14 protein-coding genes are annotated in these 16,818 nt (G+C 63.7%); 7 read left to right on the top strand and 7 right to left on the bottom strand.

All coding sequences use genetic code 11. From position 1 onward, the window contains the following. The first annotated feature begins 52 nt into the window (after positions 1-52). From OZ911_RS10210 to OZ911_RS10200, 3 genes are all read left to right on the top strand, one after another. Positions 53-463: a DUF2946 family protein gene (locus OZ911_RS10210; protein WP_016485982.1), complete on the top strand. Its 411-nt coding sequence runs from the start codon at positions 53-55 to the stop codon at positions 461-463. Between the two features lie 68 nt (positions 464-531). Next, positions 532-2,682 carry a TonB-dependent receptor gene (locus OZ911_RS10205; RefSeq protein WP_023048957.1) on the top strand — a complete coding sequence of 717 codons (2,151 nt, stop codon included), beginning with the start codon at positions 532-534 and terminating at the stop codon, positions 2,680-2,682. A 198-nt stretch (positions 2,683-2,880) separates the two neighbouring features. After that, on the top strand, positions 2,881-4,218 hold the full coding sequence (locus OZ911_RS10200) for an MFS transporter (RefSeq protein ID WP_023048958.1): 1,338 nt from the start codon (positions 2,881-2,883) through the stop codon (positions 4,216-4,218). Between the two features lie 132 nt (positions 4,219-4,350). Here OZ911_RS10200 and OZ911_RS10195 read toward each other — a convergent pair whose 3' ends face one another. From OZ911_RS10195 to OZ911_RS10185, 3 genes are read right to left on the bottom strand one after another with little or no spacing between them, the layout of a single operon-like run. After that, positions 4,351-7,497: an efflux RND transporter permease subunit gene (locus OZ911_RS10195; protein ID WP_016485979.1), complete on the bottom strand. Its 3,147-nt coding sequence runs from the start codon at positions 7,495-7,497 to the stop codon at positions 4,351-4,353. Between the two features lie 16 nt (positions 7,498-7,513). Further along, positions 7,514-8,728 (bottom strand): efflux RND transporter periplasmic adaptor subunit, encoded by a 1,215-nt coding sequence (locus tag OZ911_RS10190; RefSeq protein WP_023048959.1) that lies wholly within the window; start codon positions 8,726-8,728, stop codon positions 7,514-7,516. Beyond that, positions 8,721-9,974: a TolC family protein gene (locus OZ911_RS10185; protein WP_070086467.1), complete on the bottom strand. Its 1,254-nt coding sequence runs from the start codon at positions 9,972-9,974 to the stop codon at positions 8,721-8,723. The genes OZ911_RS10190 and OZ911_RS10185 overlap by 8 nt, the downstream gene beginning before the upstream one ends. Before the next feature lie 247 nt (positions 9,975-10,221). Here OZ911_RS10185 and aroQ point away from each other — a divergent pair, with 247 nt between their 5' ends. Beyond that, positions 10,222-10,671: a type II 3-dehydroquinate dehydratase gene (gene aroQ / locus OZ911_RS10180; RefSeq protein WP_016485976.1), complete on the top strand. Its 450-nt coding sequence runs from the start codon at positions 10,222-10,224 to the stop codon at positions 10,669-10,671. Next, positions 10,668-11,516, top strand: a complete 849-nt coding sequence (locus OZ911_RS10175; RefSeq protein WP_016485975.1) for a shikimate dehydrogenase — start codon at positions 10,668-10,670, stop codon at positions 11,514-11,516. Before aroQ ends, OZ911_RS10175 begins: the two co-directional genes overlap by 4 nt. A gap of 114 nt (positions 11,517-11,630) precedes the next feature. Here OZ911_RS10175 and OZ911_RS10170 read toward each other — a convergent pair whose 3' ends face one another. The 3 genes from OZ911_RS10170 to OZ911_RS28875 form a co-directional block, all read right to left on the bottom strand. Beyond that, entirely contained in the window at positions 11,631-12,149 is a 519-nt protein-coding gene (locus OZ911_RS10170; RefSeq protein ID WP_031312552.1) for a thioredoxin family protein, read from the bottom strand. A gap of 10 nt (positions 12,150-12,159) precedes the next feature. Next, positions 12,160-12,435: a DUF2790 domain-containing protein gene (locus OZ911_RS10165; RefSeq protein ID WP_016485973.1), complete on the bottom strand. Its 276-nt coding sequence runs from the start codon at positions 12,433-12,435 to the stop codon at positions 12,160-12,162. A 1,239-nt stretch (positions 12,436-13,674) separates the two neighbouring features. Further along, on the bottom strand, positions 13,675-13,848 hold the full coding sequence (locus OZ911_RS28875) for a hypothetical protein (protein ID WP_349816354.1): 174 nt from the start codon (positions 13,846-13,848) through the stop codon (positions 13,675-13,677). A gap of 273 nt (positions 13,849-14,121) precedes the next feature. Between OZ911_RS28875 and OZ911_RS10155 the strand changes: the two genes are divergently transcribed. Beyond that, a complete protein-coding gene (locus OZ911_RS10155) occupies positions 14,122-14,862 on the top strand; it encodes a response regulator (protein ID WP_016485970.1) in 741 nt (246 codons plus the stop codon). Continuing rightward, positions 14,859-16,145 (top strand): sensor histidine kinase, encoded by a 1,287-nt coding sequence (locus OZ911_RS10150; RefSeq protein WP_070086468.1) that lies wholly within the window; start codon positions 14,859-14,861, stop codon positions 16,143-16,145. Before OZ911_RS10155 ends, OZ911_RS10150 begins: the two co-directional genes overlap by 4 nt. A gap of 107 nt (positions 16,146-16,252) precedes the next feature. On the opposite strand, the gene OZ911_RS10145 is transcribed toward OZ911_RS10150, so the two are convergent. Then, positions 16,253-16,810 carry a DUF4174 domain-containing protein gene (locus OZ911_RS10145; RefSeq protein WP_016485968.1) on the bottom strand — a complete coding sequence of 186 codons (558 nt, stop codon included), beginning with the start codon at positions 16,808-16,810 and terminating at the stop codon, positions 16,253-16,255. Positions 16,811-16,818 lie beyond the last annotated feature (8 nt).

Raw genomic sequence — 16,818 nt, 5'->3', positions numbered from 1 at the left:
CTTGCAGTAAAAGCACTACCCGACCGTTCATCCGGATGGTAGATTCGCCGCCATGAAAATCACCCGGCACACTCGCACGCTGACTGCCTGGACGCTCTATGCCAGCGTCCTGTTCAGCCTGTTGCTGTGCGGCCTGCACCATGGCCAGATGGGTGGCCTGCGCCTGGCCGGGCTGGAAGGCGGCTTCTGCTCGGTCAACAGCGAACACGGCGTGGCCATTGACCTGGACGGTGCCGGCGGTGACCAGCACATGGCCCAGCTCGACTGCCCGGTGTGCTCCTCGTTTGGCCTGGCCGTACCGCTCAGCAGCGGCGGCTGGTCATTCACCCCGGCGCAAGCCGTGGCCACCTCGCCCATCGTCGTGCGCAGCTGGGCACAACCGCCGCCACGCTACCAACGCCCCGCCCTCAACCCACGTGCCTCCCCCGCCGCCTTCCCCGCAGCCGTACTTCATTTCGCCTGACATCAGCCGGGCGCGCCTGCGTGTGCGCTCGCCGTCAGCCATGACCTTTGCGTGGAAGACATACCAACATGCTTCGCAAGACCTCCCTGGTGCTCCTCATGGGCACCTGCAGCTTTGCCTGCGCTGAAACAGCCCCTGTGGAACTCGGCGCCACCACCATTGACGGCGAACGCGACGCCGCCAGCGGCGTGCAACTGGACGAGCCGATCCGTACCGGTTCGCGCCTAGGCCTGACCGCGCGGGAAACACCCGCCTCGGTCAGCGTCTCGGACCGTCGCCTGATCGAAGAACGCGGCGCCAAGGACAGCCAGGACGTGGTCAACGCCATGACCGGCGTCAACGCCTCGGCCAACCCCGGCTTTGGCGGCTTCGTTGCCTACCGCGGCTTTACCCAGAACCAGGTCACCCAGTTGTACAACGGCATCAACCTGGGCTACAGCAGCGCCACCCGCCCAGTGGACGCCTGGGTTCTCGACCGTGTCGAGCTGATTGGTGGGCCGTCTTCGTTCCTGCACGGCGCGGGTGCGGTGGGCGGCTCGATCAACTACATCACCAAGCTCGCCAGCCGCGACCAACAGACAATCGATGGGCGTATCCGCTATGGCAGTTTCGACGACAGCGAGGTGGCGTTCGGTATCAACCAGGCGCTGGCCAGCAACCCCGCCGATGCCCGCCATTTCATGCGCCTGGACTTCAGCCGCGGGCATGGCAACGGCTACGTCGACCGCAACGAACGGGATACCGACAGCCTGGCCTTTTCGCTGCTCAGCGACCTGGCCCCCAACCTCACGCACACCCTGGCGGTCGAGTACCAGGAAGACCGCGAACAAAGCCCCTACTGGGGCTCACCGATTCTGCCCGGGCGCAGCACGATGAAGATCGACAACAGCCGCCGCTTCGAAAACTACAACGTCGCTGACGGCCGCTATGAGCAGCGGGTGCGCTGGCTGCGTTCGATCCTCGACTACCAGATCAGCGACAGCACCAGCGTGCAGAACACGCTGTACCACTACAATGCCCAGCGCGATTACCGCAACCTCGAACGCTACGCCTACACCCGCGATGGCAAGGTGCAGCGCAGCAGCCCCTACCTGCAGCGCCACGACCAGAACCTGCTGGGCGACCGCATCGAACTGCGCCATGACAACCAGCTGCTGGGCCTGACCAGCCAGTGGTCGCTGGGGCTGGAGTACTCGCGCATGCGCCAGACCCTCTACCCCACCTCCGGCAGCTGGAGTGACGTGGTCGATGCCGACCACTTCAACCCCGGCAGCTTCGATGACATCCCCGGGGTGAATGCCGGCCTGACCAAGCAACGTCACCACGAGGTCATCAACCGCGCCGTGTTTGCCGAAAACCGCTTGCAGCTGACCGAGCGCCTGGCCCTGCTGACCGCCCTGCGCTACGACTACCTGGACATGGAGGTCACCAACTACGGCGCAGTCTCTCCCACCTCGCCGGCCTATTTCGAACGCCGCTGGGAACCGCTGTCCGGGCGCATCGGCCTGACCTATGCGCTGACGCCTTCGGCCAGCCTGTATGCGCAGTACAGCACCTCCGCCGACCTGCCCGCCGGCTCGCTGGCGGCAGCGACCTATTCCAACGTCGGGCTGTTCGACCTGTCCAAGGGCGAGCAGTGGGAAGTGGGCAGCAAGTTCGACTTCCTCGATGGTCGCGGTGCGGCCACGCTGGCGCTGTACCAGATCGTGCGCAAGGACTTTGCCGTGCGCGATTCGAACGACGCAAACCTCACGGTCCAGGCCGGGCAGCAGACCTCACGTGGTGTCGAACTGTCCGGGCGCCTGCAGGTAACGCCGAAACTGCTGGCCGAGGCCAACTATGCCTATGTCGATGCGCGGTACGATGAGTTCAACGAGGCAGTCAGCGGCAAATCGGTTTCACGCAAGGGCAATGCGCCGACCAACGTGCCGGCCAATGTCGCCAACCTGTGGCTGACCTACAGCCTGTCGCCGGCATGGTCGGTGGGCGCCGATGGGCGCTACGTGGGCTCGGTGTATGCCGACAACGCCAACAGCCTGAAGGCCCCGGCCTACACCCTGTTTGGCGCTTTCGCCCGCTACCGGCTGGATGAACACACCACGCTGACCGGGCGGGTGCGCAACATCACCGATGAGGTGTATGCCAAGCAGGCCTATAACAGCCAGTACTACATGGGGCCGCCACGCACCTTCGAGCTGGCGCTGGACATGCGCTTCTGACGCAAGCCAGGTTGCCGTATTCATTGCTCTGGCAGGTTGGCTGTTAACCGCAATGGCGGTTAAATCAGGTATCCCGAGGTCGCACTCGACAAAGCATCGTCCAGCGCCCGGTTATCTACTGGCAAGCACAATAATGATGGCGCGGCCCGACCGCGCCACTTTTCATCATGGCTGCCAATGGAACCGGAGAGCACCCGCATGTCCGCACCTCATGAGGTATCCCCCGCCACCCTGCGCAGGGTGATCGCCGCCTCGGCCATCGGCAATTTCGTCGAATGGTTCGACTTCGCCGTGTATGGCTTTCTCGCCACCCTGATCGCCAGCCAGTTCTTTGCCAGTGAAGACCCCAGCGCGGCGTTGCTCAAGACGTTCGCGGTGTTTGCCGTGGCCTTTGCCCTTCGCCCGCTGGGCGGGATCGTGTTTGGCGCGCTGGGCGACCGCCTGGGACGCAAGCGCATCCTGTCGCTGACCATCCTCTTGATGGCAGGCTCCACCACCCTGATCGGCCTGCTGCCGACCTACGCCAGCATCGGTCTGGCAGCCCCAGTGCTGCTTACCCTGGCGCGCTGCCTGCAGGGTTTTTCTGCCGGTGGCGAATACGCGGGGGCCTGCGCCTACTTGATGGAGCATGCACCCAATGACAGGCGTGCCTTCTACGGCAGCTTCGTGCCGGTCTCGACTTTTTCCGCCTTCGCCTGCGCCGCCGTGATCGCCTATGGGCTGGAAGCCAGCCTGTCGGCCGAGGCGATGGGTGCCTGGGGCTGGCGCGTTCCCTTCCTGGTTGCCGCACCGCTGGGGCTGGTCGGCCTGTACCTGCGCTGGCGTATGGAAGAAACCCCGGCATTCCGCGAAGCCGTCGCCCAGGGCAAGGAACATGAGCATTCACCGCTCAAAGACACCCTGCGTCACCATGGCCGGGTCATTCGCAATCTGGGGGCCTTCATCTCGCTGACTGCCCTGTCGTTCTATATGTTCACCACCTACTTCGCCACGTACCTGCAACTGGTGGGCAACCTGACCCGCGCGCAGTCACTGCTGGTGACCACCGTGGCGCTGCTGTTCGCCGCCGTCGGCTGCCCGCTGGCCGGGGCGTTCTCGGACCGCGTGGGGCGGCGCAAGACCATTGGCTTTACCTGCCTGTGGGTGATGCTGTGCGTGTTCCCGGCGTACTGGCTGGCCAGTTCGGGCTCGATGTCCGGTGCGCTGCTGGGGGTGATCCTGCTGGCGGTGGGGGCCTTGTGCAGTGGTGTGGTGACCGCAGCATTGCTGTCGGAGAGCTTCCCCACCCGCACCCGCTATACCGCTTCGGCGATTACCTACAACGTGGCCTATACCCTGTTTGGCGGTACCGCGCCGCTGGTGGCGACCTGGCTGATCGGGCAGACCGGCAGCAGCCTGGCACCGGCGTTTTACCTGGTGGTGATTGCGCTGGTAGCGTTGGTGGGGGGGTTGGCGTTGCCGGAGACTTCGCGGATTTCGTTGCATGATGAGGTGGGATCGGATGCTGTACGGCCTGGAGTCCGTCGTACCGTCTGAGATTATTGGGGCTGCTTTGCAGCCCATCGCGGCACAAGGCCGCTCCTACAGGGACCGTGTCAGCCGGAAGATGACGCGGCCCCTGTAGAAGCGGCCTTGGGTCGCGATGGGCCGCAAAGCGGCCCCAGAATCTCACCCCTCCTGCTGCTCTTCGCGCCGATACGCCCACTGATACAAAGCCGGCAGCACCAGCAATGTCAGTGCAGTAGAAGACAGGATCCCGCCAATCACCACCGTCGCCAACGGCCGCTGCACCTCAGCCCCGGTCCCCGTAGCCAGGGCCATCGGAATGAACCCCAGCGAAGCCACCAGCGCGGTCATCAGCACCGGGCGCAACCGCGTCAACGCGCCCTCTTCAACCGCCGCCCGCAATGGCCGCCCCTCTTCGCGCAGGGCACGGATAAAGGCGATCATCACCAGCCCGTTGAGCACCGCCACTCCCGACAGGGCAATGAACCCTACGCCAGCTGAAATGGACAACGGGATGTCCCGCAACCACAGCGCCAGCACCCCGCCGGTCAGGGCAAACGGAATGCCGGTGAACACCAGCAAGCCATCCCTGAGGTTGTTGAACATCATCAGCAGCAGCGCCATGACCAGTAGCAAAGCCACCGGCACCACCACCTGCAGGCGCTCGGTTGCCGATTGCAACTGTTCGAACTGGCCCCCCCAGCGCGTCCAGTAACCCGGCGGAATCTGCACCTGCCGGATCAGGGCCTGTTCGGCATCCGCCACAAACGAGCCCAGGTCACGCCCACGTACGTTGGCACTGACCACCACCACCCGCTTGCCATCCTCGCGGCTGACCTGGTTAGGCCCCAGTTGCAGGTTCAAACTGGCCACTTGGGACAGCGGGATGAAGCCGATTTGCGCAGCGCCCGCAGCGGCACTGGCCGGTACCGGAATCAGCAGGCTGGACAGCCCGTCCACATCGGTGCGCAAGGTTTCGGGCAGGCGCACCACCATGTCGAAGCGCCGGTCGCCTTCATACAGCGTGCCTGCCGTGCGGCCACCCACAGCAATTGCGATGGCGTCCTGCACGTCACCCACGTTCAGGCCATGGCGGGCCGCCTTGTCGCGGTCGATGTCGATGGTCAGCACCGGCAGGCCGGTGGTCTGCTCGACCTTGACCTCGGACGCACCCGCTACCCCCTGCAGGCTGCTGGCGATCTGTGTGGCGGTGCGGTTGAGCACATCCATGTCATCACCGAACAACTTCACCGCCACATCGCTGCGCACCCCGGAAATCAGCTCGTTGAAACGCAACTGGATCGGCTGCGACAGCTCGTAGTTGCTGCCCGGTACGCTGGCGGCAGCACGTTGTACCTCGGCGATCAGTTCGTCACGCGGCTTGCCAGGGTCTACCCACTGCTCGCGCGGGCGCAACATCACATAGGCGTCGGAGATGTTCGGTGGCATCGGGTCGGAGGCGATCTCGGCGGTACCGGTACGGGCGAACACCCGCTCCACTTCCGGCACCTGGGCGATGATCGCCTGCTCCAGGCGCTGCTGCATGTCTACCGACTGCGACAGGCTGGTGCCCGGCACACGCAGGGCCTGCAAGGCAAAGTCGCCCTCGCTGAGGCTGGGGATGAACTCGCTGCCCATGCGGCTGGCCATGACCCCGGACAGCACCACCAGAGTGGCCGCGACGGCAAACGCCAACTTGCGTCGCCCCAGCACCCAGGCCAGCACCGGGGCATAGCGCTGACGCGCCGTGCGCATCACCAGGCCTTCCTCTTCCTTGACCTTGCCGGTGACGAACAGGGCGATGGCTGCCGGCACGAACGTGACCGACAGGATCATGGCGCCGAGCAGGGCCATGACCACGGTAAAGGCCATGGGGTGGAACATCTTGCCCTCGACCCCGGTCAGGGCAAAGATCGGCAGGTACACCACCATGATGATCAACTGCCCGTAGATCAGGGGCCGGCGCGCCTCACGGGCGGCAGCGAACACTTCATGGAAGCGCTCGCTGCGCGTCAGCATGCGGCCATGGCGTTGCTGGGCATGGGCCAGGCGGCGGATGGCGTTTTCCACGATCACGACTGCGCCGTCGACGATGATGCCGAAGTCCAGTGCCCCCAGGCTCATCAGGTTGGCGCTGACCTTGTTGCTGAACATGCCAGTGAAGGTGAACAGCATCGACAGCGGAATGACCATGGCGGTGATCAGTGCGGCGCGGATGTTGCCCAGGAACAGGAACAGCACAGCGATGACCAGAATGGCGCCTTCGACCAGGTTCTTCTTCACCGTGGCGATGGCTTTTTCCACCAGGTTTGTGCGGTCGTACACGGTCACTGCCACCACACCCTTGGGCAGGTTGCGGTTGATCTCGACCAGTTTGGCGGCAACGGCCTGGGATACCGTGCGGCTGTTCTCTCCAATCAGCATGAACACCGTACCCAGCACCACTTCCCGGCCGTTTTCGGTGGCTGCACCCGAGCGCAGTTCTAGGCCCAGGCCAACCTCGGCAACATGGCTGACGCGGATCGGCGTGCCATCGACGCTGGCGATGACGATGTTGGCGATGTCTTCGGCCGAGGCCACCTGGCCCGGTGCCCGGATCAGCAACTGCTCGCCATTGCGCTCGATGTAACCGGCGCCAACGTTGGCATTGTTGCGCTCCAAGGCCGCGATCAGGTCGTTGAGGGTGAGCTTGTAGGCTGCCAGCCGCTTGGGCTCCGGTGCAATCAGGTACTGCTTGGCATGGCCGCCGATACTGTTTACCTCGGCCACCCCCGGCACATTGCGCAGCTGCGGCTTGATGATCCAGTCCTGGATCACCCGCAGGTCTGTCGGGGTGTACGGGGTGCCATCCTCTTTGAGAGCGCCCTGTTCGGCCTCCACGGTCCACAGGAAGATTTCACCCAACCCGGTGGAAATCGGCCCCATGCCCGCTTCTATCCCTTCGGGCAGTTGCTCGCGGGCCACTTGCAGGCGCTCGTTGACCAGCTGACGGGCGAAGAACAGGTCGGTGCCATCATCGAAAATCACCGTGACCTGCGACAGGCCCGAACGCGACAGCGAGCGGGTTTGCTTCAACCCAGGCAGGCCGGCCATGGCGGTCTCGATGGAGAAGGTGATGCGCTGCTCGGTCTCCAGCGGCGAGTAACCGGGTGCAGCGGTATTGATCTGTACCTGGACGTTGGTAATGTCCGGTACAGCGTCGATCGGCAGTTTCTGGTAGCTGTGGATACCCACCGCGGCCATCAGGACCACGGCCAGCATCACCACCAGGCGCTGCTCGATGGCAAATTGGATCAGGCGTTCGAACATGCAGGTGTCCCCGTGATCAATGGCTATGCTCGGCCGAGCCCTTGCCCAGTTCCGACTTGAGGACAAAGCTGCCGGCGGCGGCTACCTGGGTGCCGGCGGCCAGGCCGCTGATAATTTCCACCTGGCCGGCGTCGCGGCGGCCGGCCTTTACCGGGCGAGCCTCGAAGCCTTCCTCGGTGCGGGCAAACACAACGGTCTGTTCTTCCCAGATTTGCAGGGCGCTTTCCGGCACCACCACGGCGGCATTGAAGCGCTCGACGCTGACCGCGATATTGACGAACAGCCCGGGGCGCCATGCGCCGTTGGGGTTTGCCAGGGTGGCGCGGACCGTGGCGGCGCGGTTCTGCTCGCCGAGCAGGCTGCCGACATAGTTGACCTTGCCCTCAACCTGGGCGCCCAGGTCTGGTGCGCTGACCGTGACATTGCGGCCGGTCACCACCTTGTCCAGATCACGCGGCGCCACGGCGAAGGTGGCCCAGACCCGGCTCAGGTCAGACAAGGTGAAGGCGTTGCTGGTCGCGTCGACCACCTCGCCCACGCTCAGATGCTTTTCCACCACCACTGCATCGAATGGCGCGCGCAATTCATAGCGGTTGCCAGCGCCCGCCGGGCCTACTGCGGCGACCTTTTGCCGGGCGTTGGCCAAGGCGATTTCGGCCTCCTGTAACACCTGCCGCGCTTGCAGGTAATCTTGCTCGGCACTGATACGCTCCTGCCATAACTGCTGTTCGCGCTGGAAGGTCAGGCGCGCCAGCTCCAGACGGCGCTGGGCTGCCTGCTGCTCGCTGCGCAGGTCGGAAATCTGCTGGCTGGCGATCACCGCCAATACCTGGCCGCGCTTGACCGCCTGGCCCAGTTCGGCTTGCACCGCCTCGACCACACCGGGTACACGCGGCACCACGTGGGCAGTGCGGTCCTCGTCGAAGCGGATTTCCCCCGGGAAGCTGAAGGCGGTACCCAACTCACGAGGGCCGGCGACAGCCAACTGCACACCGGCCGCCTCGATCTGGGCGATGGACAGGTGCAATTGGCCCTCTTCTTCGCCGTGCCCTTCCCCTGCATGGCCTTCATCGGCCTTCTCGGCACCATGGCCGTGGCTGTCTTCGCCATGGTCGTCGTGGCGGGCCTGGGCATTCGACGCCTGGCCCAGGTTGCCGGTCCAGGCCAGGCCACCCAGGCCGAGCGCGGCCATGGCGGCGACCAGAAGGGCTATCTTGCGTGGGTTAGTCATGCTTGCTCCTGCTGTTCAAGGGGGTGCTCAGGTCATCGAGGTCGCCATAAATCCGCTCGACCTGCGCCCGTGCGTCGGTCGCCGAAGCCAGCGCCTCGAGGTACAACCCGCGGGCCTCGATCAGCGTGCGCTGAGCGTCGAGTACATCGAGGAACGCGAACTTGCCCATTTCGAAACCACGGGTGGCGGTGTCCACGGCCTGCTGCGCCGAAGGCAGGATGGTGCGGTCGTAGGCGTCCACCTCCTGCATCGCCGTGTGCCACTGGCTGACTGCGCTGCGGGTTTCACTGCGCAGGCGCAGTTCCACGGCGTTACGCAAGTCACGCGCCTGGTCGGCACGGCGTGCAGCCGCCAGCACGTTGCCCTGGTTGCGGTCGAACAGCGGCAATGGCATGGACAGGCCCACCACATTCACCCGCTCGCGGTCCTCGCGGCTGTACTGGCTACCGAGGCTGACAGTGAGGTTGGGAATACGCTGAGCCTTTTCCGACCCCAGGGACGCTTCGCCGCGCTCGACCTGTGCAGCAGCCAGACGCCATTCGGCGGTGTGTTCGACCCGGTCGAGCAAGGCATCGGCGCTGGGCGCGACGCCAGGCGAAAGGTTGGCAGCCTGCAACTGATCGAAGCTTGCCAAGGGGCTACCGGTCAGGCGTGCCAGCGCCTGATAAGCCACGCCGCGCTGGGTCTGCGCGCGTCGTACTTCAGCCTGGGCCTGGGCCAGTTGCACCTGGGCGCGGGTGGCCTCCACGGGGGATGACTGGCCAGCGGTCACCCGCCCCTGTACCACGCGCAGCCCGCGCTCGGTCAATGCCTGCGACTGCTGCGCCAGTTCCAGTGCTGTCTGCGCGCGCAAGGCGGCGTGGAAGGCCTGCACCACATCGGCACGCAGGCCATTGCGCTGGCGCTCCAGGCCAAGCTGGGCAATGGCCTGGCCGGTGCCAGCCACAGCAATACGTGCGCCGCGCTTGCCGCCCAGTTCCAACGGCTGGCTGAGGGTGACGGTGGTGGTGCTGGTATCGCGGCGGGTGTCCTCGACCTCCCAGGCGAGCTCTGGGTTGGGGATCAACCCGGCCTGGCGCCGCTCGCCGTCGGCAATGCCGATTTCCCGGCCGGCTGCGGCCAGCTCTGGGTTTTGAGCAAAGGCGGCGGCAAGCGCCTGGGGCAGGCTCAGGCTCTGACTGGCCTGGGCACTGGTGACACTGGCCAGCAACAGGCAGAGCAAAGCGGTCTTGCGGGGGATGGGCACGAACAAATCCTCGTCGACGCGTTTAGGCGAAGGACTGTAGGAAGCCGTGCTTATCGGGGCGGTGGCAGGAAAATTACAATTTTGTAATGCAGGCGCAGAAAGCCAAATCCCCCGTAGGCGGGGGCCTGCACACCTCAACAGTTCGATAATCGCCCACTTTCCCGGTGCGGCGTTTTAGTCCAATTGACTAAACTAACCAGGCGGTACAAAACTAGGTGCATCCAACAACAACAAAGCGATGCTCGTCATGAACCCCCTTATTCTCGTGCTCAACGGCCCTAACCTGAACATGCTGGGTACCCGCGAGCCTGCTCAATATGGCCACGAAACCCTGGCTGACCTGGCCCAAAGCTGTGCCGACACTGCCCATGGCCATGGCCTGGAAATCGAATTCCGCCAAACCAACCACGAAGGTGAACTGATCGACTGGATCCACGCCGCCCGCGGCCGCTGCGCCGGTATCGTGATCAACCCCGGCGCCTGGACCCACACCTCGGTGGCCATCCGCGACGCCTTGGTGGCCAGTGAACTGCCGGTCATCGAAGTACACCTGTCGAACGTGCACAAGCGCGAGCCGTTCCGCCATCTGTCATTTGTATCGTCCATCGCCGTCGGGGTGATTTGCGGGCTGGGCAGCCATGGCTACCGCATGGCCCTCAGCCACTTCGCCGAAATGTTCCAGGAGCGCACGGCATGAGCCAGCACGCCATCCTTGCCGGCTTGATCGGCCGCGGCATCCAGCTGTCGCGCACCCCTGCCCTGCACGAACACGAAGGTGACGCCCAGGCCCTGCGCTACCTGTATCGGCTGATTGATGCCGACCAGTTGCAACTGGAGGACAGCGCCCTGCCCGGGCTGCTCGACGCCGCGCAGCACACAGGCTTTACCGGGCTTAACATCACCTACCCGTTCAAGCAGTCGATCCTGCCGCTGCTCGACGAACTGTCGGATGAAGCCCGTGGCATCGGCGCGGTGAATACCGTGGTGCTCAAGGACGGCAAGCGCGTCGGCCATAACACAGACTGCCTGGGTTTTGCCGAAGGCTTGCGCCGCGGCCTGCCTGATGTGGCCCGGCGCCAGGTGGTGCAGATGGGTGCCGGTGGCGCCGGGTCGGCCGTGGCCCACGCCCTGCTGATTGAAGGGGTCGAGCAACTGGTGCTGTTCGAAGTGGATGCGGCCCGCGCGCAAGCGCTGGTAGACAACCTGAATGAGCATTTCGGCACGGGCCGCGCAGTACTCGGCACCGACCTGGCCGCGGCGCTGGCCGAGGCAGACGGGCTGGTCAATACCACGCCGGTGGGCATGGCCAAGCTACCGGGCACACCGCTACCGGTCGAGCTGCTGCATGCGGGCCTGTGGGTGGCGGAAATCATCTACTTCCCGCTGGAAACCGAACTACTGCGCGCGGCTCGGGCACTGGGTTGCCGCACGCTGGATGGCAGCAATATGGCGGTGTTCCAGGCGGTAAAGGCGTTCGAGCTGTTCAGCGGGCGCCAGGCGGATGCGGCGCGGATGCAGGCGCACTTTGCCAGTTTCACCTGATAGGCAAGTGTTGGCTTCTTCGCGGGCACGCCCGCACCCACAGAGAGTGCGCATACTTCGCTGATTGCACTGTCGTTGTAGGAGCGGGCATGCCGGCGAAGAGGCCGGCACAGCCTAGTCACCTTTCTCATACAGCAGTGCCTGTATCAGCTGTTCCTGCCCGCCATAATCGCCTTCGCCAAAGTGCACATGGCGCACCTGTCCTTTACGGTCGACAAAGTAATGGGCCGGCCAGAACTGGTTGCCCCAGGCATTCCACACCTTGTAGTCATTATCCACCGCCACCGGATAACCGATACCCAGCCCGGCCACCTTGTTTCGCAGGGTGCCCAGGTCATGTTCGTAGGCGTACTCCGGCGTATGCACGCCCACCACCACCAGCCCCTGATCGGCATAACGCCGCGCCCAGTCGTTCACATGAGGCAGGCTGCGCTGGCAGTTGATGCAGTCCCAGGTCCAGAAGTCCACCAGCACCACCTTGCCCTTAAGCGCCGGCCCATCCAGCGGGGTCGAGTTGAGCCACTGGCTGGCCCCCGACAGCGACGGCATGGCGCCGTAGCGGTCACGGGCCATCAGGTGCCCGGCCAACCCCAGCCCCGTCAGCGCCAGGGCTATGCCTCCCGCTTTCAGCATCAGGCGGCGATCAGTTGTCATGGCAACCGCCAGTGGCGTAGGTGCGGTACTGCACGCTCTGCTGCTGGCCCTTGGAGTCGAGGTAGTCCATGCGGGTGTTCACCAGGCCGCAGGCGTTGCTCTGCTCGTCCTGTACCGACAGCACTTTCTTCACATCCAGATGCTCACCGTAGCGGTACTGCATGGCGCCGGCAGCGCCCATGGGTGCGGTGGTGGCCTGGGCGGCAATGGCACCAAAGCTGAGCACGGCGAACAGGCTGGCGCTGGCGACAGTCTTGAAATTCATGGCATCTCTCCTGTGTAACGTTTGGCAGAGGGGCGTGTGTTCCCCGGTCAAGAGCCATTTGACGCCTGCCAAGTATCCCGTCTGTGTCACTCAACGCCGGGATGTGCGTCCTTCTGTAGCTGCATTCCTGTCAGCGAAACCTCGTAGAATCCTGGAAAACCCTGCGCGGGCAGGTCGTTATAAAAAAGAAGGCGCCCACGAAGGGCGCCCCGGCTGTACAAACGGATACAATAGCTTCAAGTTTTTAGAAACTAACGTTTGTTGTCACTCGCCGGTTCAACTTTATCGTGACGACTGTACAACTCAGCCCTCGACGCACGCTCTGTAAGCGGCCCCCTGTTTTCACCCTTGCTGGAACGCTGAGTGGATTTATTGTCGCCCTCATCCGAGCAACTACCGCGTTGAACAGTTTGCTTGTCTTTCATAAAAACCTCGATAAAGCCACCTGCTTACAATGGCTCATCATCATTTTCTTCGAGAAGTGGAGCGCTGGTAAAAGCATGCTTTGTCATGCGATCTGTCAGCGCAGGGCTAGTGCAGCCAAGCGCGTCTCCACGGGGTATCCGGGCCGTCAGAATAGCGGCTGAATTTCGGTGCATTCGAGGCCAAAAGCTTGTCTGCAGGCTCTGGCCCGGCCTCAGTAACAGGTTCAGGATCGATGTAATTATTCCGATCATCAGTTATAGGCTGAACAAGACGATCATTGCCCAAGCCTTGGCGATCCTGATCTATTTCCGGATCACTCTCCGATGAGCCCTGCCCTGCCTGGTTTTTACCGTACATAAGCACCTCTCATAAGCCCAGATAATCTGAGCTTAATGAGTATGCGCCCTGCCTGAAAATAAAAGACAGGTATCAGACCACTGGACACAATCTATTTATGAGCATAAATAACAACGACCTTCTTTACGTACAGTGCCTGTATTGAACCTTCCTCACGGTCCTACCTCGTCTGCCTGTCGGGTATCGCCAGGCGCTCGAGAGGCCTTCAACAAGAGTGTAAAACTGCCTGTGAGTTGATGACGAAGCGCTTTGGGCATGATGAAAGCGAAATGCACGAGCCATGAGCCGTCCCCCAGCAGAAAGCTCTCCCGCCGGTAGTGGGCCACTTGTTGCTCAGAAATACCTATGCAAACGGCGATTACACAATCGCTCGGCTCTTCGCTCACGGGCGTGCCCCTTCAAGAATGGGTATTGAAGCGCCTGAAGGGTGGTGGGTTCAGGCGCAAAGGCAGGCCATCAAGGCTTGGCTGCACGCTCCTTGTGCCACTGGACTTTAGCTACGCCATAAGGGGAACCGGTGACACCGATGGCTACGTGCTGGATCTGGCCGCCACGCTGGAGAAACGTCTCGATTTGCTCGCAGAGGCGTTCGTGGGCTCTTTGGGGCGTTCCGGGGTGTGTCTGGTACATGCAGGCTACTCGGTGATGAGCCACTGAAATACAGTTACCCGAAACGACATTGTACGCTTTGTTCTGCAACCAGGCTCCGAGCCGGAGCAGAACCCGGCTTTTATCGGCCAAGCGGTCAACTCCCAGTGCTGTGCTGCTTTGACCCGAGCCGCTTCACCCGCCCCCGCTACAGTTCTATACACCTGCCAGATACACTGCAATACAAACCCCCGCAGGCAAGCGCAAAAGGGCCGGGTACACTGCGCCAAACCCACTCGAACAGGAACGCTGCGCATGGAACACGTCGATCACATCCTGATCGTCGACGACGACCGCGAGATCCGCGAACTGGTCGGCAACTACCTTAAGAAGAACGGCCTGCGCACCAGCATCGTCGCCGACGGCAGGCAGATGCGGGCCTTCCTTGGAGCCAGCAGCGTCGACCTGATCGTTCTCGACATCATGATGCCCGGCGACGATGGCCTGCTGCTGTGCCGCGAACTGCGCGCCGGCAAACACCGCAATACGCCCGTGTTGATGCTGACGGCCCGCAACGATGAAACCGACCGCATCATCGGCCTTGAAATGGGCGCCGACGATTACCTGACCAAGCCGTTTTCTGCCCGCGAACTGCTTGCCCGTATCAATGCCGTGCTGCGCCGCACGCGCATGCTGCCACCCAACCTCACCATCAGCGAAAGCAGCCGCCTGCTGCGCTTCGGCCAATGGCGGCTGGACACCACCGCCCGCCACCTGCTCGACAACGAAGGCACCCTGGTGGCCCTGAGTGGCGCCGAGTACCGCCTGTTGCGGGTGTTTCTGGACCACCCACAGCGGGTGCTCAGCCGCGAACAACTGCTCAACCTGACCCAGGGCCGCGAAGCCGACCTTTTCGACCGCTCCATCGACCTGCTGGTCAGCCGCCTGCGCCAGCGCCTGGGCGACGACGCCCGCGAACCCAGCTGCATCAAAACCGTGCGCAGCGAAGGCTATGTGTTCTCGCTGCCGGTGCAACTGCTCGAGTCGCCGTCATGAAGTGGCCTCGTACCCTGGCCTCGCGCCTGGGGCTGATCTTCTTGACCGGCCTGATCCTGGCCTACGGCTTGTCGTTTGGGCTGCAGGCCTACGAGCGCTACATCAGCAGCCGCTCGATGATGCTCAGCAACCTGGAACAGGACGTGGCCACGTCAGTGGCCATCCTCGACCGCCTGCCTGCAGCCGAACGTGCGGCCTGGCTGCCGCGCCTGGAACGGCATACCTACCGCTACCGTCTCGACCAAGGCCTGGCCGGCGAGGCGATGCCCGGCAGCGACCCGCCCATGGCCGCCGAGTCGATCGTCAAGGCCATCGGCAGCGACTACCGCCTGACCTTCCAGGACATCCCCGGCCCGAATGCCCACTTCCAGGCCCACCTGAGCCTTGCCGACGGCGCGCCGCTGACCATCGACGTCACCCCATCGGCGGTCCCGGTGGCCCGCTGGCTGCCCATGGTGCTGCTGATCCAGCTGGCAGTCTTGTTGCTGTGCACCTGGTTGGCCGTGCACCTGGCCATTGGCCCTTTGACTCGCCTGGCCCGCGCCGTGGACAACCTCGATCCGGACAAACCCGGCGTACAGCTGGATGAAAGCGGCCCGCGCGAGGTGCGCTACGCCGCGGCGGCCTTCAACGCCCTGCAGGCGCGTATCAGCGCCCACCTGAAGGAACGCATGCAGCTGCTGGCGGCCATCTCTCACGACCTGCAAACACCGATCACACGCATGAAGCTGCGTGTCGAAGTGATGGACGACGGGGTCGAAAAGGACAAATTGTGGAGCGACCTGGGCGAGATGGAGCACCTGGTGCGCGAAGGCGTAGCATACGCCCGCAGCATGGATACCAGCACTGAAGCCGCGTGCAGAATTGACCTTGATGCCTTCCTCGACAGCCTAGTGTTCGACTATCAGGACAGTGGCGCCCAGGTGCAGCGTAACGGCAGCACGCGCAGCCTGCTGGAAACCCGCCCGCACGCCCTGCGCCGAGTGCTGGTGAACCTTGTGGACAACGCCCTCAAGTTTGCCGGCGCTGCCGAGCTGGAGGTGTGCCGCGAGGGCGGCATGACCGTGATCCGCGTGCTCGACGATGGGCCTGGAATACCCGCTGACGAGCTGGACGAAGTGCTCAAGCCATTCTACAGAGTGGAGGGCTCACGCAATCGCAGCACCGGCGGCACCGGGCTGGGGCTGGCCATTGCCCACCAGCTGATCCAGGCCATGGGTGGTCGGCTGACCCTGAGCAACCGCGACAGTGGCGGGCTGTGCGCGCGAATCGAGCTCAACTGAAAGCCGAGCCACCACCTGCAATTCGGCACACAACCCCAGCACCGTCGATACACTGCTGCCCCCCACCGCTACACACGCCCGGTCGCACGGCCAGCCAATGCAGGTGTTCAGTCTTCCAGCGGCTTTGGCGGCGCAGCCGGCTTGGCTGGCTTGGCTGGCTTGCTGTCCTTGGCCTTGGCCTTGGTTTCCGGTGCCGCCGCTACCGGTTCAGGTGCAGCCACGGCCTTTTCGCTTGCGGGCAGTTCATCCACCGCCTTGAGGATCACCTGCGGGTCGATGGCCTCGCCTGAGTCGTCGTCCTTGAGCATGTGCCGCTCACCGTCCTTGCCCACCAGGATCACCTTGGTGCCCTTGCTCGCGCCCAGCTTCAGCTCACGAATCAGGGCCATGGTGGTCTGTTGTTCGAGGTTCTTGTCCTCGCGCTTGCCCATCATGTTGGCGACGCTGTACAGCACCAGGTTGCGCTCCTTGAAGGCCGCCTGGGTGGCCGGGTCCTCCAGAGCCTTGTTCAATCCGCGCAAGGTTGGGTCTGCGCTGCTAGGCGCAATGACCACCAAGGGCCTGGCCTTGCCCACTTCCTTGGCCAGCGGTGCGTCACTGTCAGCCGCCAGCAGCGGGCCGGTGACAGCGAGCAAAGTAGCGAGGGTCAGTGACCGGACGAGCATGCGTATCT

Source organism: Pseudomonas fortuita, from assembly GCF_026898135.2.
Lineage (GTDB): Bacteria > Pseudomonadota > Gammaproteobacteria > Pseudomonadales > Pseudomonadaceae > Aquipseudomonas > Aquipseudomonas fortuita.
This window is presented reverse-complemented; position numbering and strand designations above follow the sequence as displayed.